Source organism: Paenibacillus sp. FSL R7-0128, from assembly GCF_038002245.1.
Classification (GTDB): Bacteria; Bacillota; Bacilli; order Paenibacillales; family Paenibacillaceae; genus Paenibacillus_AQ; species Paenibacillus_AQ silagei.
The window spans coordinates 7,543,666-7,560,675 of sequence record NZ_JBBOCD010000001.1 but is presented as its reverse complement, the minus strand read 5'-3'; the positions used below and the strand labels follow the sequence as shown (position 1 = coordinate 7,560,675).

General features: G+C 53.8%; 21 protein-coding genes. 16 read left to right on the top strand and 5 right to left on the bottom strand.

Going from position 1 to position 17,010, the window contains the following annotated elements; genetic code table 11:
• Positions 1–33: 33 nt before the first annotated feature.
• Genes NST26_RS32405 through NST26_RS32395 form a run of 3 tightly spaced genes read left to right on the top strand, consistent with a single transcriptional unit; the run spans position 34 to position 1,899 of the window.
• Positions 34–888: an ABC transporter ATP-binding protein gene (locus tag NST26_RS32405; RefSeq protein WP_339252421.1), complete on the top strand. Its 855-nt coding sequence runs from the start codon at positions 34–36 to the stop codon at positions 886–888.
• On the top strand, positions 881–1,537 hold the full coding sequence (locus NST26_RS32400; RefSeq protein ID WP_339252419.1) for an ABC-2 transporter permease: 657 nt from the start codon (positions 881–883) through the stop codon (positions 1,535–1,537). Before NST26_RS32405 ends, NST26_RS32400 begins: the two co-directional genes overlap by 8 nt.
• A complete protein-coding gene (locus NST26_RS32395; RefSeq protein WP_339252417.1) occupies positions 1,534–1,899 on the top strand; it encodes a GntR family transcriptional regulator in 366 nt (121 codons plus the stop codon). The genes NST26_RS32400 and NST26_RS32395 overlap by 4 nt, the downstream gene beginning before the upstream one ends.
• Positions 1,900–1,992: 93 nt before the next feature.
• Here NST26_RS32395 and NST26_RS32390 read toward each other — a convergent pair whose 3' ends face one another.
• Positions 1,993–2,652 carry a glycosyltransferase gene (locus tag NST26_RS32390; RefSeq protein WP_339252415.1) on the bottom strand — a complete coding sequence of 220 codons (660 nt, stop codon included), beginning with the start codon at positions 2,650–2,652 and terminating at the stop codon, positions 1,993–1,995.
• Positions 2,653–2,739: 87 nt separating this feature from the next.
• Positions 2,740–3,366 (bottom strand): pentapeptide repeat-containing protein, encoded by a 627-nt coding sequence (locus NST26_RS32385; protein ID WP_339252413.1) that lies wholly within the window; start codon positions 3,364–3,366, stop codon positions 2,740–2,742.
• Between the two features lie 103 nt (positions 3,367–3,469).
• On the opposite strand from NST26_RS32385, the gene NST26_RS32380 reads away from it, so the two are divergent.
• From NST26_RS32380 to NST26_RS32330, 11 genes are all read left to right on the top strand, one after another.
• Entirely contained in the window at positions 3,470–4,048 is a 579-nt protein-coding gene (locus tag NST26_RS32380; RefSeq protein WP_339252411.1) for a hypothetical protein, read from the top strand.
• A gap of 6 nt (positions 4,049–4,054) precedes the next feature.
• Positions 4,055–4,678, top strand: coding sequence for a hypothetical protein (locus tag NST26_RS32375; protein WP_339252409.1), 624 nt, complete (start codon positions 4,055–4,057; stop codon positions 4,676–4,678).
• 34 nt (positions 4,679–4,712) lie between these two features.
• A complete protein-coding gene (locus NST26_RS32370) occupies positions 4,713–4,985 on the top strand; it encodes a hypothetical protein (RefSeq protein WP_340980710.1) in 273 nt (90 codons plus the stop codon).
• A 35-nt stretch (positions 4,986–5,020) separates the two neighbouring features.
• Positions 5,021–5,557 (top strand): hypothetical protein, encoded by a 537-nt coding sequence (locus tag NST26_RS32365; RefSeq protein WP_339252405.1) that lies wholly within the window; start codon positions 5,021–5,023, stop codon positions 5,555–5,557.
• 32 nt (positions 5,558–5,589) lie between these two features.
• Positions 5,590–6,048: an SMI1/KNR4 family protein gene (locus NST26_RS32360; protein WP_339252403.1), complete on the top strand. Its 459-nt coding sequence runs from the start codon at positions 5,590–5,592 to the stop codon at positions 6,046–6,048.
• A 2-nt stretch (positions 6,049–6,050) separates the two neighbouring features.
• Positions 6,051–6,614: a DUF4303 domain-containing protein gene (locus NST26_RS32355; RefSeq protein ID WP_339252401.1), complete on the top strand. Its 564-nt coding sequence runs from the start codon at positions 6,051–6,053 to the stop codon at positions 6,612–6,614.
• Between the two features lie 44 nt (positions 6,615–6,658).
• Positions 6,659–7,402, top strand: a complete 744-nt coding sequence (locus NST26_RS32350; protein ID WP_339252399.1) for a hypothetical protein — start codon at positions 6,659–6,661, stop codon at positions 7,400–7,402.
• Positions 7,403–7,421: 19 nt separating this feature from the next.
• Complete coding sequence (locus tag NST26_RS32345) at positions 7,422–8,510, top strand: ankyrin repeat domain-containing protein (RefSeq protein ID WP_339252397.1); 1,089 nt, start codon at positions 7,422–7,424, stop codon at positions 8,508–8,510.
• Entirely contained in the window at positions 8,507–9,487 is a 981-nt protein-coding gene (locus tag NST26_RS32340; protein ID WP_339252395.1) for a sigma-70 family RNA polymerase sigma factor, read from the top strand. Before NST26_RS32345 ends, NST26_RS32340 begins: the two co-directional genes overlap by 4 nt.
• Before the next feature lie 75 nt (positions 9,488–9,562).
• Positions 9,563–9,982 carry a VOC family protein gene (locus NST26_RS32335; RefSeq protein WP_339252393.1) on the top strand — a complete coding sequence of 140 codons (420 nt, stop codon included), beginning with the start codon at positions 9,563–9,565 and terminating at the stop codon, positions 9,980–9,982.
• Positions 9,983–10,013: 31 nt separating this feature from the next.
• A complete protein-coding gene (locus NST26_RS32330) occupies positions 10,014–10,493 on the top strand; it encodes an NUDIX hydrolase (RefSeq protein ID WP_339252391.1) in 480 nt (159 codons plus the stop codon).
• Positions 10,494–10,736: 243 nt separating this feature from the next.
• On the opposite strand, the gene NST26_RS32325 is transcribed toward NST26_RS32330, so the two are convergent.
• From NST26_RS32325 to NST26_RS32315, 3 genes are all read right to left on the bottom strand, one after another.
• Positions 10,737–10,937 carry a hypothetical protein gene (locus NST26_RS32325; RefSeq protein WP_339252389.1) on the bottom strand — a complete coding sequence of 67 codons (201 nt, stop codon included), beginning with the start codon at positions 10,935–10,937 and terminating at the stop codon, positions 10,737–10,739.
• Positions 10,925–11,497 carry a class I SAM-dependent methyltransferase gene (locus tag NST26_RS32320; RefSeq protein WP_339252387.1) on the bottom strand — a complete coding sequence of 191 codons (573 nt, stop codon included), beginning with the start codon at positions 11,495–11,497 and terminating at the stop codon, positions 10,925–10,927. The genes NST26_RS32325 and NST26_RS32320 overlap by 13 nt, the downstream gene beginning before the upstream one ends.
• 91 nt (positions 11,498–11,588) lie before the next feature.
• Complete coding sequence (locus NST26_RS32315) at positions 11,589–12,494, bottom strand: alpha/beta hydrolase (RefSeq protein ID WP_340980705.1); 906 nt, start codon at positions 12,492–12,494, stop codon at positions 11,589–11,591.
• A 335-nt stretch (positions 12,495–12,829) separates the two neighbouring features.
• On the opposite strand from NST26_RS32315, the gene NST26_RS32310 reads away from it, so the two are divergent.
• Both NST26_RS32310 and NST26_RS32305 read left to right on the top strand, forming a co-directional pair.
• Entirely contained in the window at positions 12,830–13,204 is a 375-nt protein-coding gene (locus NST26_RS32310) for a hypothetical protein (RefSeq protein ID WP_339252383.1), read from the top strand.
• 175 nt (positions 13,205–13,379) lie between these two features.
• On the top strand, positions 13,380–16,919 hold the full coding sequence (locus NST26_RS32305) for a family 16 glycoside hydrolase (RefSeq protein ID WP_339252381.1): 3,540 nt from the start codon (positions 13,380–13,382) through the stop codon (positions 16,917–16,919).
• The last annotated feature ends 91 nt before the right edge of the window (positions 16,920–17,010 follow it).

The following is a 17,010-nucleotide window of genomic DNA, read 5'->3' as shown; positions in this document are numbered from 1 at the left end:
CACGGAATACACAATTTATTGGGGAGGGTTGTTATGCTGGCCTTGGATGTTAGACACTTGAATAAGAAATACCCGAATTTTCAGCTCAAAGACGTATCTTTTCAACTGGAGCAGGGGTATATTATGGGCTTCATCGGCGTGAACGGCGCCGGCAAAACAACGACGATCAAATCGATTCTAAATATGATTCAGATGGACAGCGGCGAGATTCACATTCTGGGCAAGAATATCGCGGAGCATGAGATGGAGCTGAAGCAGGACATCGGCTGTGCCTTCGGCGATATTAACTTCTACACCCGCAGCCGGATCAAGACGCTCACAGGCATCACGAAGAAGTTCTACAAGAATTGGAATGATGACACGTATTACAAGTATCTGAAGCGGTTCAAGCTGGACGAGAACAAGAAGATCGCTGAGCTGTCCACCGGTATGAAGGTCAAATACAGCCTGACTCTCGCTCTGTCGCATGGCGCCAAGCTGCTCATTCTGGATGAGCCGACCAGCGGACTCGATCCGGTCTCCCGGGATGATCTGCTGGATATTTTCCAGGAGCTTATCATGGGCGGCGAGATCAGCATCCTTTTCTCCACTCATATAACCTCTGACCTCGAACGCTGTGCGGATTATATCACCTTCATTGAGCAAGGAGAGATTGTGGCAAGTAGCGAGAAGAACGAGTTCAAGGAGTCATACCGGTTACTTAGCGGCAGCGAGTCGCAGCTTAACGAATTGAAGGAGAAGCTGATTTCCTACAAGATCAACTCCTTCGGCTTCACCGGATTGATTCATGCCCGGGATATCGATCCCGCCTGGACGCTTAACACGGCCATCCCGACTCTTGACGACATCATGATCTACTTTACCAAAAAGGAGGGTGTATATGTATAATCTGGTGCTGAAGGATTTGAAGTTAGGCGTTAACCCCTGGTTCTTTGTATTACCTTTAATTCTAGGCGGTCTGATGCTCATTCCGGGCTGGGTCTACTTTATAGTCCCGCTGTATTTCTGCTTCATCACCGTACCGAACATGTTCGGCGGATTCAAGAGCCAGAATGATCTCATATTCAGCACGATGATGCCTGTGACCAAACCGGACATCGTGAAGTCCAGAATAGCTGTGATTGTCATTCTTGAGCTTATGCATCTGCTCATTGCCATGATCTTCAGTATCTTTACGTTCCGCCTGTACCCGCATTTGACTTATATTTTCTTTCCGCCTTATATGGGCTTCTGGGGCCTATGCTTCATTATGCTGGCGGTGTTCAACCTTATATTTATCTCGATGTATTACAAGACGGCATATAAGTATGGCGCGGCTACGACTGCATCGACGGCTGCGGCGATCCTGTTCGCGGGCCTGGTCCAATGGGCCGGAATTCAGAATAGCTGGATGCACGGCATTTTCTACGGCTCCGGGACCGGCAATGCGGCGCTTCAGTTCTCGATTCTGATCGGAGGCATCCTCATTTTCGCGGTCTTCACCCTGCTTGCCTACCGGATTGCGGTGAAGAGATTCCTCAGAGTGGAGATCTTATGAACGTAACCATCTCCAGCACCTCCGACAAGCCGATTTACCAGCAGCTGCACGAACAGATCAGCGCACAGATTCTTAGTGGCGAGCTGGAAAGCGGCTATTGCTTACCCCCCATCCGGCAGGCTGCCCTAGAGCTGCATGTCAGTGTCATCACGGTGAAGAAGGCCTGGGAGGAGCTAGAGCGGAGTGGCTTGATTAATACGGTAACGGGCAAAGGCTGCTTTGTGGCCGAATTCTCACCGGATGAGATGCTGCGGATACGTAACGAGATGGTCTTGAAGCAGATGGAGGGCGACATTCAGTATTACAAGTCCTTCGGCCTTACGCTTGATGAAGTGATCGCGCTGCTGGGGAAGATCTACTAAAGCGCGCAGAGATTAAACGCAGGAACAGGCTTTTCACGATCCCTTGGGGAGGTGAAAAGCCTGTTTTGTTGTGTGTGTCACGGATCACGTATCCTATTTCCCCTGGAATTTCTCCGGGAACTGTTTCACAATGCCTTCCGTCAGCAGGTCGGCAAAATGAATCATGTGGACCTCGTTTTTATCGGTGGCAGCAATGGAAGCAGCGTAGTCTCCCTTGAGGATATCAAGCACGATGTCCGTGACGAGCTGAAGATGCTCGTACAGCATGTCCTGCACTCCTTTGAAGGGCCAGTTCGGATTCAGTCCGCTCAGGAAGCGGGCAATCTCATCGGCGTTCCTGTGCCAGTCCGTCTGGAGCTTCTGTACCTCGCCCGCATTGCCTTTCTGGGCGGCCGCGACGATCTGTCCGGCTATCTGAATATGCTCCTTGAGCAGTCCGGCCAGCTTATTGCCGTTCGCCTCCCCGTAATAACGCTTGAAGACATTGCCGATATCTTCCTGGTTCCTTAGCAGCCGCGCCAATACTTCCTTCTGATCCGGGTTATTGTTGAGGGCGCTCACAATATAGCTGTGCGTCCATGTGGTGTGGTCAATCCACACCTGTTGCATCTCACTTCTCAGCTGCACCTTCTGCGGGCTCCAGCAGGCCGCCGCCTTTTTGCTGCCGCCTGCCTGGGCCTGCACCGTTCCTCCGGCTTGCGCAAGATTGAATACGAGCGTGAGGGTGAACACCATTAGCCATAGCTTTTTCAAGATCAACTGCTCCTTTGGGTGGGATGGGATAATCTGTATTATTATGGCTAAGTTGGATGGTTATATGCGGATCTATTGCAGGCTACATCACTCCTCAAATTTCACATGATCCAGTATCGTATTCCCCCACTCAGGCAGCAAGTGTGCCTCTCCCGCAAAGCGGCTTCCAGCTATGGAGCCGTCTTGAAACAGCGCCCCCTCAAAGCTGCATTCCTCGAACCGGCAATACAGGAATAAGGCACCGCGAAAGTTGGCGCCGTCAAAGCGGCAGCGGGTGAAGGATACATCATTAGCGATCGCTTTGCTGAAGTTGCAGCCGGTGAAATCACAATCATGGAACTCCTTGCTGATTCGGGCACGATTCAGCTTCGCTCCCCGGAAGGAACAGTGGCTGAAGGTATGGGTCACGAATCTGTTGTCCAGCTTGACCCCGTCCAGGCAACAATGGGTAAGCGTTGAGGTATTGAGGCTTGCCGCATCCTCGAAGCGTGAATAAGAGAAATCAATGCCCTGTAGAGTGAGGTACTGTATGCTCTCTATCAGAGTAACCCCCCGGTAATCTTCCAGTCCTGCCTCCGTCTGTCCATAAGGGGAGATGGGAAAGGAGCGGTCCTTTTGATGGAGATTATGTTTGCCTGAAATAGCGGCCAGACGCCGGTTCACTTCAGAGAGCTGGTCGTCCTGCCATCTGGCCAAGAGGAATTTCTTATTCAAGGTAGCCCCTCCTTACATTAATTTGGTAAAATGAATGAAATCTAGTTTATATGTTAGTATGCCAAGTAACTATAGACAAGCCATTAAAGGAGGCCATCCACCCGTGGGAAGATCGTTTGCAAATCTGCATATCAAGTCAGGTGACCTGGACAAGACCCTTCAAGCCTTGAAAGAGCTGATCGCCAAGCATGGCAAGGTTCTGGGTTATCCTGATTCTGAGACGCCGGAGCGTAAGGCAGTTATCTATGTAAGCCAAAGCAACGAGGGCTGGATCAGCGTGCTTCACGATTATTTCGTATGGGGTACGGTGAAAAAGGTTGGCAGAACGTTGTCCGGGCTGCTGGAGGAGCCGGTGATGACGGCGGGATACATGAATGAGGAGATCTTCGAGCTGTCTTTCTTTGAACAGGGGGAGATCCAGGCCGAACGAATCTTCTGTGAGCCGTGGACCCGGGAGGAATACGAACACCTGCGGGAAGAGCGTATAGCTGACGAATATATGCAGCGGGTGCTCGGGATGCAAGCTGAGGAGGAGAACTTCGGCGCATTCATCAGCCTTACCAGCCCCGGGCAAGCGGTGGAGCGGCTGTCCGAAATTACTGGAATGTCTCTATGGAGCGATGCGGAATGGCTGCCGTATGAAGAGACGCTCAGAGCACGGTTTGTTACCTATGAGTGGTAGAAGAAGATGCTAAAAAACAGCGGATTCTACAAGCAGCGCTTCTTCATCACGCCCGAGGAGTTCAAGAGAGTCGTAGAGCTTCTGGAGCCTACGCAAGTGCGGTACTATTTAACCAATTATACCCATACAGAGCATGATCAGAATCAGGTGGTGGAGGCGTATCGCGCCTTCTATCAATATTATACAGCTACGGAAAAAGAGAGCGGGGTGCGCCCCTTCTTCATCTATTCGATGTCGGTTCTGCCGGATACGGAGAGCTTTGGTTTTTTTGCGAGAAATGAGGGGGTTTCTATTCCCTATCACGGGCAATGGGCAGAGAATGAGCTGCCCTGTATTCTGATCTCCTGCCCTAAGGGGCACCGGGTCAATGCTCAGGATGAGCAAGGGGAGTATTATCTCTATGAGGATGTCCGGGAGCACAAACCGCTGAGCTATGCCCTGTATAAGGAAATCACCGGCTCTATTCAAAAAATAACCAAGCCTCTCCGCTTCTCGGCGCAAGATACGGAGGCGATGGACGAACAGAAGCCCTCTGTACGCATAAGCCGTGACGCGGCTCAAGACTTAAGCGACTCGTGGATGGTCAGACAATATGGACTCGTGATCCATGGGCAACCAGGGCCTAGCTGATCTATTGGATTACTCATGAAAGGGAGGGGAGCAGATGGCGCTGAAGTTCATCTGTACCTGGGGCGTGCTGGCTCTATCGTGCTGTGCGGTATGGTGGAGCTTCAAGACCGAAAAGCTGATCACCGTCTCCTGGCTGATGTTCCTGCTCCCTGAGATTCTCCAGCTCGTTGCTGCTGTACGGATCGGGCCAGGCAAAGCCAAGTTATTTCTTGTATTCGGCTGTATTAATCTGCTGTTCGCAGCCCTGACCGGTGCGGCCGTCTGGTATCTGGTCCAGCTGGCAGATGCCTATAGAAGGGGGAAATAGTTCAAGCGTGTCTTAAGCTGGGGAGGGGTGCTAATATGCAACTGGGTTTTACGCTGGATACCCATGGAACATGTGTGGGTGTACTCAGAGATGAATTGCTGCCGTTAGAGGAGCTGGCGAATACATTGGAGTTCCCCTACGATATCTTCGTTGTGTTCCGGGTGTTACCTGATAGCTACGAGCGGAGAACGTTCAGACGCTTTGACAGCGGGGATCATACCCTCTATTTGGATATCAGCCTCAGCTATGAGCAGTACCAGCGCATGTCCAAGAATGAGCAGCGCGAGGCTCTGGGCATTCACCTGTACAGCTATCTGGCAGAATCTATTGCCAAGTATACCAAGCATGCCGGTAAAACTGCCCAAGCAGAGCTACTGGAACGGGTGAAGAGCTGGATGCTGGCCAACAACTGGCTGGAAGGGAAAATCCATCAGGCACGCCTCCTCCTCTCCCGGGAGATGGGACTCCATGAGGTTAGCCGGACCTTGAAGCTGCCGCTGGAGGAGATTGAGTATATCCTGCTGCGCATGAATAATGATGCGCCAGCTGCTGTTCATCCTGACAATCTATAATTATCCCTTAGCAGGGAGAGGGGAGCACACCAATGTATGAACGTCTGACAGAGTTATTAAGCAAGCCTTCCCCGGTCCGGTGGTTTCCGGGCCATGGGGCCGAGGAGAGCTGGATTGCCGAAGCCGAGGAGGAATTAGGCTTCAGGCTGCCGCCGTCTTACCGCTGGTGGCTGAACCGTTATGGGGGGGCCAGCCTGGGGGACGGGCAAATTCTGACGCTGGTTGCTCCCGAGGATAGGGAGTATACCGACTGGGATCTGCTGTATATCCACAGGCTGAATCTGGCGGAGGATTGGTGGGTCAGCCGGTTTCCGCACCGGCTGGATCTGTTCGTGCCGGACAGCGATGAGCTGTATTACTTTGACACCTCTGCCCCCGATGTGCAGGGGGAATTCCCGGTCATGCGTTATGACCTCATGAATGATCTGATCGAGGAGTATGCTCCCACGTTCGCCGGATTCCTGGAACAGCTGATCGACGAGAGGAAGTAGCCATGAATACGGCACAGAAGGAAGTGGAGCGGCTGGCCGCTGAGATTGCGGATGCGGCCCGGAGGTCTTTTCGCGAGCTTTTTGCGAATGGGGAGCATTATTATTACTGTACGCTATATACAACGGGCGAGGGACATGCGCCAAGCCTCTCCGCTTGGTCACGGGAGGCCCTGGAGCAGGAGGCGGACAGACAGGCAGAGTGCGGCAGCATACCGGCAGCAGAGATCGCCGAGCTGATCAAGTGGTCATATGCCGATTCGCCTTATTGCTGCTTCGGAGATGAGTATTTCGATGAGGTCAAGCGGTTATTCCAGGCGCGTCCGTCTATTGCGGAGCTTGAGGATGAGGCATGGAACGATGAGTTCACTATGAGGCTGGGGGCCATAGAGCTGGCGATGCGGATGCTGGATGCTGAGGGTCTGTTCGCGCTCAATCAGCCCAGGGAGGACGTATGTGTGCTTGCCGAAGTGATGCCGCCGGATGAGGGGAATACGGAGATTGCCCTGCGGCTGAACCGGGCGGAAGCTCCGGCGATGCGGGCCTGGCTGGCGGAAGCGGCAGAATAAGGTTATTGATGAATAACTCACGCAGGAAACCGGGGGAATGATGAATGTATATCGTATCTGAGCCCAAGGGGCTGTCAGAGCATCACAGGCGCCTGCTTGAAGTGGAGAACGCAGGTCTGTATCCTCCAGCCTATATCCGGTTCTTGCAGCAGTACGGCGAAGGAACGTATCGGGGCTGGATGAATGTGCAGACCCCTGACACAGAGGTGCTGGGGCCGTTTGCCGAATACGGATTATGGGAGCATGATCAGGATAGCCCTATAACGGAGCAGCAGATCGGCGAGTGTACCGCTATCGGGACCACTGTGGACGGTGATTTCCTGGCGGTTCATTCCAAGGTGGACGGGCTGCTATGGCTGCCCCGTCATGCGGAACAGATTCAAGCAATCCCGCTGCCATCCGGGGAACAGGAGAAGGGAGAGAGCTATGCCCTGATCTTGGACGGCATCTACCGCCGGATGTATGGGCGGAGCCAGGAGGAGAGCGTCTATTATGAGCCATGGACGGGAACCCGCGAGCATCTTTTCCTGCGGATGCCGCCGGGAGAGGGCCAGCTGGCGCTCACGGAGCTGGCTGGCCTGTGCCGGGCGGAGTCTCCGCCGGATCTCTTCATTGAGAATCCTTACGTCTGCTACCTGTTCTACCGGAATCTGGGCGGCTATATCCGCCTGAATCTGGCGGGTGGGCAGGAGGTAGCCGTCTTCTATGAGCAGGCTGCCGGGCAGGTATCGGCCAAGATGAAAGAGTGGCTTCTGTCGAAGGGATGCGAGCAGTATTCATGGGAGTGAAGAATAAGGAGGAGTGCGGATGATTGTCCTGAAGGACATAGGGAAATTCGAGGTGCTGCCGGCGCGGGCGATGCAGATCTATCAGGGGGATGTTCCGGCCTTGCAGGCGACTATTGCTGCAGGCTGGGATATTGAAGCGGGGCTAGAGCTTAGCAAGCATACCACAGTCAGCCCGCTCGACCTGGCGATTATCACACAGCAGACCGAGGTGGTGAAGCTGCTGGTGGAGCATGGCGCGAAGCTGAATGTACCTCAGAATCCGGCCTTCCTGAGGGCGGTCCGTTACGGCAAGGAGGAACTGGTCCGATACCTTGCTGCACAGGGCGCGAAGCTGGACCTGCTGAACCGGACGGGATCGGGCGCTTATTCACAGGCCTACTACGGCAACAAGAAGAATATCCCGCTGATCCATGAGCTGGGTCTGGACATCCGGCAACATGCCGGTGCCGTGTTGCGGCAAGCCGCCTCGGACCATGATCTGAAGACGCTTACCTATCTGCTGGATCAGGGAGTGGATATCAACTACAACAAGCCGGATATGGTCTATCCTTACGGGGCGACGCCGCTGACAGTGGCTGCCCGGCTGGGCAATCTGAACATGGTCCGCTTCCTGGTGGAACGCGGTGCGGACCTTATGATGACGGAGAAGGACGGCGAGCGGCCGTATACGATTGCGGTCAGCAGCAAGCATGCCGCTATGGCGGAATACCTGAAAGCGTTGGAACCGCCGGATGTTCATAATGTGGAGAACAAGAAATACGAGCTGGCCAAATATAAACTGCCGGATGAACTGGTCCGCTTCCTTACAGGGGACGAGCTGCGCCTGACGCTGGCCCCGAATGAATATAAGATCGGGTACATCGACTTCTTCAGCTTCACCGACACCCTTCAGATGAAGGCCGGCCGGCGCAAGCTGTTGCGGCTGTCTGCCGATATCGATAATTACTCCGGTCTTGTGCTGGTCTGGAATCCGCAGAAGAAGGGGCAGCTCGGCTGCTATGATCTGGAGCATCAGACGTATGCGGATCTGTGCAGCTTCCCGGAATTTCTTGCCCAGCCTGAACGCTACCTCATACAGTTCATGGAGGGAGAGCTGGACGGGTCATGAAGGAGAGACTGTCTAAAGTGAATCATAACCATGAGACCTGCGAGACCCTGGACGGGCTGGAGGACATGCGCTCCGAGCTAACAGGGTACTGTTACCGGATGATGGGCTCCATCTTCGAGGCGGAGGATGCCGTCCAGGATACCATGATCCGGGCCTGGCAGCACCAGGAGCAGATGAGGCAGCAGGCCTCTCTCCGAGCCTGGATGTACCGGATTGCCACCAATGTCTGTCTCGATCGGCTAAGGAGCGCCAAGCGGCGGGCACTGCCGATGGATCTCTCGGAACCGGCCGCTGTCGTTACGGAGCCTAGGGAGAGCCTGCCTCAGCATTCCTGGATCTGGCCCGCTCCGGGCTATGTGGATGACCCTGGTAATATTCTGGTCAGCAGAGAGACCCTCCGGCTGTCCTTCATTGCACTGCTTCAACTGTTGCCGCCCCGCCAGCGTGCCGTGCTGATTCTGCAGGAGGTGTTCCGGTGGTCGGCAGCCGAGACCGCCGGGGCACTGGAGATGACCGTGGCAGCGGTGAACAGCGCGATGCAGCGGGCACGGGCAGCCATGGCCAAGGCACAGCTCCGGTCCGAGGCCTTGCAGGCTGATGATAATGAAGTGGACGAAGGACTGATTACCCGGTACGTGGAGGCTTTTGAACAATACAATATTGCTGCGTTGTTAGACCTATTCCAGGAGAACGGCAGCCTGTCGATGCCGCCATTTACGATGTGGGTGCAGGGCGGCGCGGATCTCGCGGCCTTCTACCAGATCACACGCAGTCACTGTGTGGGATCACGGATGGTGCCCGTCCAGGTGAACGGGAACCGGCCCGCATTTGCCCAGTATGTTCCCTCTGGAGAAGATGGATTGCTGGTTCCGTGGGCGATTCATGTGCTTGAGCTGAGCGGGGGGAAGATCGCGCATGTTCATCATTTTATAGATGCTGAATTATTTATTCGCTTCGGATTGCCGGAACACCGATGATTCTGCCGCGGCCGGAACGTCTATACTAATGAATCGCACAAGCGAGACCATTCCGAACTTAAGGAGGAACACACAATGACAATCAAACTTACTCCCTACATTACCCTGGAGGGGCGCACGCGGGAGGCTATTCAGTTCTATGCACAGACTATGGGTGCCGAAGTCCTCTCCATCCTGACGTACGGTGATATGCCGGACCTCCCGGACACGTTCCCGGATGAGGTGCGGAGTCTGGTGGCACATGCCAAGGTCCAGGTGGGCGGCACGGAGCTGATGTTCTCGGATACTCCCGGCGGTACGCCAGTTGAGAGCGGGAAGCGGGTAACGGTCTGCGTTACTACGGACAGTGTGGAGGAATCACGGAGAATTTTTGATGCGCTGCAGGAGGGCGGTCAAGTCAATATGCCGTTTCGGGAGGAGCCGTTCAGCCCCGGCTTCGGCGATCTGACGGACAAGTTCGGGGTGACGTTCCAGATCTATACGGAGCTTGGATAGAGTGGAGATATAACGGCGGAGAGGATCAATTATGAATAAGACGAACGTAGAAGTTCCCATACGTTGTACAGGTGTTGCCGTAGTATTGCTGAAGAATACACCCTCTGGTCATCATGTCCTGTTACTGAAGCGGGCCGGTTCGGTACTCAGGGATGCCTGGTGCTATATCGGCGGGGGCATTGAAGAAGGGGAGCAAGCGTGGGAAGCTGCACTAAGAGAGGTTCGGGAAGAGACGGGGATTACCCAAGTCACTCTCTACACTTCCAATACCTTCGACCAGATCTATTCGGCAAAAGAAAACTATATCTACGTCGCACCAGTGTTCGTGGGATATGTGAATGACGACCAGGATGTCATTCTTAATCATGAGCATAGTGATTATGAATGGCTGCCGGTGAATGAAGCCATAGACAGGGTCGCTTTACCGGGGAATGATGTAGTGCTTGCTTCGGTAGAGAAGCATTTCATGAGGAAAACTCCAGCAGCATGGTTACGTGTTGGCACACCATAAGAGGGCTTGAGAAGGGCTGCACGCGATGAGCGTGCAGTTTTCTTGTGCTCTCTGGCGAGTGCATCGATCAAAATGTAATCGAAAAACCGATCACAATTGGCGTTGCGTGGGCGCGTGGGCCGAATGTAATCGAAAAACCGATTACATTGGGCGTTGCGTGGGCGCGCGGGCCAGATGTAATCGAAAAACCGATCACATTCGGCATTGCGTGGGCGCGCGGGCCAAATGGTAGGTCTATTTCTATCATTTTCGCAAAATAGCCAGTCCATGCAAACTATACCCGAGCAGACTCTTGTCCTCACAGGTCCGCAGATGAAGCTGAAGCCAGCGTTCAAAATCTTCTTGCTGTGCCTCATTGATGTGCTTGGCAAACAGATAACCGACGCCGTCTGTTCCAATATGGGCCACAAGCTCTGTGTGATAGGCCGCTGCTATGCGTTCCATTTCCAAGGGGGACATATGTAGGAATAGACCATCTTTCGTCTGGTTAGTATGCCAGGTAAGCACATCATCCATATTCCTAACCTATCGCCTATGCTTAATAACGAAACGGCAGCATTGTTAATATATGAGACTGCCAGCAGCCCTCCCGGCTTCAGCACGCGCAGGCATTCGGCCACGGCCAGCTGCCGGTCTTCATTGCCGATATGATAAAAGGCTCCCATGTTCAAAACAACATCAAAGGTTTCACTGTCAAAACGGGATAAATCCGTGATGCTTCCTGCATACATATCGGCCAATACCGGATGCTTGCTCTGCTTCTCTCTTAGGATATCTACATGATAAGGAACGAGATCTCCAGCTACAACCTTATGCCCCAATTCTGCCAGTGGAAAAGAGTAATTCCCTGTCCCTGCGCAGCCGTCAAGAATGTAGGCTTCCGGCTTAAACAGCTTCTTGAAGTAGGCCATCGTTGTGATCCATTCTATCTGATGACCGTTATCCCTGGACAGCCTTCCTTCTTCATCATAGGAATCATAGTAATCCGTTATCGCATTCGCCATATTGCCCTCCTTAAAGTTGGCCGGGCCTTATCAAGAAAAACTGCCCTCCCCCAACCATAACGGATCGGGAGAGGGCAGCCTATGACCTAAATTACTTGAAGATCCGCTGCGAGAACTGGTACAGTCCGCTGCTCCAGACCTTGCCTTCATGTCCGCCGATATCCAGATACCACAGATGCGGAACATTCATGCTGGTTAGGCTGTTATGGAAGTTCTGGCTGATATACAGCAGGCCGTCGGAAGCACCGCAGGAGAGCCAGAGCAGCTTCAGCTGGCTGGCCGTCTGCGCCGGATTCGTGATCAGCTGTGAGGCCGGCTTCGTATTCGGAGCAGAGGAGAACGCGCCGATCCAGGAGAACTTGTCCAGATGCTTGAGCCCGAAGTTCAGCGTCTGGCCGCCGCCCATCGATAAGCCGGCCAGGGCGCGGTTTTGCTTGTTTTTGTATACCGGGAAGTGGGAATCGACATAAGGAATGAGATCATTGATCAGGTCGAATTCAAACCGCTCGAAGGCGGCTACCTTGTCCGGTGCATAAATATCGCCGATCGGGCGGTCATCCGCCATCGCGCGGCCATTCGGGAACACGACAATCATCGGCTCCAGCTTGTTCTGGGAGTACAGGTTGTCCAGAATGTTCCGTGGATTCATCCCGTTCAGCCATTCGTTCTGATCTCCGCCGATGCCGTGCAGCAGGTAAAGAACATTGTAGGTCTTGGAAGGGGTATAGCCCGGAGGGGTGTATACCATTGCGTTTCTTGACTTACCTACGGTAGTCGAATAATAAGAAATCTGCTGTACGTTGCCGTGGGGAATATTATTGCGGTATCCGTCATAGCCTTGCGGAGCGGGAGTGATGGTACTGGTTATAGCCGCAGCGGCATCCGCAGAGAGGCTCAACTCCTGCTCTTCGGCTACCGGCGAGGCATAGGACATAGCGGGCAGCATCAGCGCTGCCGTCAGAGCCAAAGCGGCAATACGAGTCATCATCTTCTTCATTTCACATATCCTCCTTAGTTTAAATAGATTAGGCCAAACCTGATTCATCCGTCCTCTTATGTCCCTCTATGAAGCAGAGCTCTTCTTTTACGGCATAAAATGTAAGCGCATCCACCATAAGGATACCATATATAACATATTATGTAAATTGTATTTTTGGGATTTTTTGATAGATTTTAGAGTCATCCAGCGGCTAAGCTGTAGTCATACCGGAAGAGGCAGGGTAATAGACAGATATAGAAGCTTTAACTGTAGCCACAGCAATCCCGGCGCGGAAACGTTACAGGCACGATCATCCGGAATGCGGCGGGACCCAAGGACTGGAGGGATGGATCATGATAGGACAGAGTGTATCAGGAATCAGTCCGGTACAGGTCATCATGGCCTACGGCGGCACACAGAGCGATGTCAGCTCACTGGAGAAGCAGCGGGATCGGCTGATGCTGGAGCTGGACCGGGTGAACGCGGGACAGAGCAGCGAGGCCGTGCCCTACCGCCGTGAGCAGCTGCAGCGGCAGATCCGGCTGCTGGAGGTTCAGCTTGCACGCAAAGCCGGCAGCAGTACTTCCACCGACGTAAGCACAGCCTTCCAGAATGTCCAGGGTCCGCTGATGAGGACCGAGTGGAAGGGGTTCCTGAAGGGGATCGGCCAGACGGATCCGCAGACAGCGACAGTAAATGCAGAGGGGCGTTTCGAAGCATTCATCTAATGCATAACATCTAAGGTTAACAGATGGTGCAGAACAGTATAATTGTGTCCCTGGAGAGTGGGTTTGCCACCCTCCTTTCTTTTTGGCCCGGGATTATAGTAAGGAATGACTCTATGTATCCTGCTGGAAATTGAAAGCGGTTGCCTGGAGCCAAATCGATCTGGAGGAGGTATTTATGCTTACTCGCAAAGTATTGAGATTGCTGCTGGTGCTTGCCGTCGCATTCACGGGGTTCATCCCGCAGACCGCCGGTGCGGCTGAACCGGAACCGGGAACGGAACCGGTGCCGCAGGTGGCCGCCGCTGGCCCGGCAACCATCCAGAATTACCCGATGCCGTCTATCTATACTCCGTCTTCTGTTTACTCGTTGAAGGTGAACAATGAGGCGGTCCCCGTCGTCAAGTATTTACCCGACTATGATTATGCCCAGTTCTCCTTTGAAGGAACCATTAGCCTTGAGGTGACGGCAGACAAGCCAATCACCTCGTATTCGATCAGCCCGCTGGCCAAGAACATCACGGGAACGGTCAACGGCAACAAGCTGACCTTCACCCTGTCGGCCTCTACCTATGTGATCGTCGACATTAATGCACCTGCGAACGAAGACCCGAATGAGAAGGACCCGGACAAGCGCCGCAAAAGACTCGTGATCGCCGCCGATCCGCTGGAGACAGACATCCCCGCGTCCTCCGGCCCGGGAATCTACAATGTGACCGCTGCACCGTACAACGCAGACAAGACGGGGGCAACGATCACCTCGGGCGCCATCCAGCAGGCGATTGATGCTGCCAATCAGGCCGGAGGCGGTATCGTCTATATTCCGGCGGGCGTATATAAGAGCAGCAATCTGACCCTCAAAAGCAATGTTACGTTCTATCTGGCCGGGGGTGCAGTCATCGTCGGTACAGGCCGGGGCGAGGACTACCGGAATGACTTCCGCAAGGATTCGATCTCGGATGGAACCTATTTCATCCGCACCGCCACCAATTCCGTGAATATCACCATGCGGGGGCGCGGAACGATCGACGGAAAAGGGATAGAAATGCGCAAACGCAAGATGACCAACCCGCCTGCAACCCATAAGCAGGGAGAGGGATTCATCAATAACCTGGTGGTGCCGATGGCGACCAGCAACTTCAAGTTCGACGGGTTAACCCTGCGGGACGGCGGCTTCTGGGCGTTCCTGGTGGTCCGCTCCGATAACGTGACCATCACCAACTATAAGGGATACCAGGATTTATTTACGCTTGAGGATGATGCCATCGATATTAACGAGAGCCAGAACGTGCTGGTGAAGCATGCCCTTGCCATCTCGGATGACGATACCTTCTCCACCAAGACCTGGCCGCAGAAAGGAATGTCCAAGGACTGGCCGGGAGCCATCGAGCATCTGGAGAATGTGGTCTTTGAGGACTGCTTCGCCTGGACACGCTGCGCCGCCTTCAAGCTGGGGATGGGCATATGCACGCCGCAGATTGGCGTAACCATCCGCAATTCGTATGTCTATCAAAGCGCGCGGGCGCTGCTGGTGGATCATGCCTATACAGAGAATCCGCTCCCGGTCGAAGGCTGGGCCCAGGATGTGACCTTCGAGAATATCGATATTGAACGGGTGGGCATCAACCAGTTCGGCAATTACTGGCTGCGGGTCTCCACCAGTACATCCGGTGATGTAAGCAATGTCATTCTCCGGAACATCAATGTCCGCGAGACGGGAGGAGATTCCCCTATTCAGGGCAATCCCACCAGAGGCGGGATGGTGAACGGGGTAACTTTTGAAAATGTGGTGGTCAAAGGAACGCTGGCGAAGAATCTCAGTGACCTGAAGGTGAGCATCAAGAATGAGAATGTAAGCGGGGTAGTCTTCGCGAATACGGATCAGGCCTGGTTCAGCGATCACTTCACCTCCGGGCTGCTCCCGGATTGGACCGTGGCTTCAGGTGCCAACAGTTGGGCGGTAACCGATCGAACAGGGAACCGGGTGCTGTCCACCAGCCAGACCACGACGGCGCTGATTACCGCCAAGGCCGGTATATCCTGGACAGATTACACGTATGAAGCCAGAGCCAGACTGCCTCTCATTAATGGAAGCGAGAACGCAGGCATTGTCTTCCGGGTGCAGGATCAGAACAACTTCTATATGTACCGGATTGATGCCAGCACAAGCCAGCTGCAGCTCTACAAGGCTGTAGCCGGAACGTTGACGCAGGTCTCGAACACCTCGTTCGTGCCTGTCAAGAACCAATGGTATACCCTTAAGGCGACGGTCCAGGGCAACACTATCAAAGGGTATGTGGACGGAGTGCTGAAGACAACATGGACCAATCCGGTCAATGAATTAACCTCGGGCGGAATCGGCTTCCGCACCACTTCAGCCGGGGTCTGGTATGATGATGCCAAGGTGACCGCCATTCACAATCCGCCCACGGATATCACTCTCAGCGCTACCCAGGTGCCGGAGCTGACTACTCCAGGCGGTGTAGTGGGCACCTTCACTACAGCACATCCGGATGCGGGCCAGACCTTTATTTACGCGCTGGTTCCGGGGCAAGGAGACGCCGATAACAGCAGCTTCTCCATTGCCCCGCAGGGAGACAGGCTGACCCTCCGCACTACGCCGGATTATGAAGCGAAGAGCAGCTACAGCATCCGGGTGAAGAGCATTGACGCCAATGGCCTGTCTCTGGAGAAGAGCTTCACGATTCAGGTTACAGATGTGGACGAGACTCCGATTGATGCCAATCCGAATTCCGTCCGGTTCACGGATAACTTTGAGGATGGGAATACGACGGGCTGGACGGCTGCCAGCGGGACCTGGAGTGTAACCACAGATGGCAGTACGAAAGCCCTGATCCAGACAAAAGGAAATGGGGCGGGGCTCATTACAGCCGGGGATTCATGGCAAGATATTGCTATGGAAGCCAAAGTGAAGGTTCCCATCGCGAATGCCAATGCCGGAATTCTCTTCCGGGTGCAGGACGCCAACAACTATTACATGTACCGGATCAATGTCAACGACAAGAAGCTGGAGCTGTTCAAGGCAGTAAACGGAACGTTGACCCCCGTGTCCAGTTCACTTTTTGCCGATGCGGCTGCGGGCCAGTGGTATACCCTGAAGGCGGTCATCAAAGGGAATAGAATTCTAGGCTTTGTGGACGGCCAGTTAAAGCTCGAATGGACGAACCCGCAAACGGAATTAACTGCAGGGAAGATCGGCTTCCGAACAACCTCCCAGAATGCGGTGTTCGATAATGCCCGTGTTACAGGGATACAAAAGGTGACGGCCAGTGCGCTTAAGACGGTAACCCTCGATGTGTATGAAACGGTTACGCCTGAAGGCAACCGGCTCAGCGTTAGCCCGGGCAGCCCTTTTGCAGGGGAAACACTTACCCTGACGGCCGAAGGCCATAACCAGAGCCTGGTACCTGCCAACCCCGGAGATGAACGTTATCATCCGGAGGCCTGGAGCTCCACAGAGGAAGGTATGGCAGGCGTCTTCACCGTAACGGATGATGTGTATCAGGCTGCATATGTTCCGTCTGCTGTAGGTGATTACAAGATAACCGTTATCTACCGCAAGCAGATATGGGACGGCTCAGCCTGGGCCGATACGGAGCTGACGGATACCCTGATTGTGGACATTAAGGTAATTACTAAACCGGCAGACGTAGAGGATGACAGCACCACTGAGCTGAAACCGCCGGTCCTCGGTTAACAAGAGATTTATATCCCCATCCTGGTGTGTAAGCAGTGATGCTTATGTGCCAGGATTTTTTTGTGCTAAAAATAATTAGCGTATAAGTGCA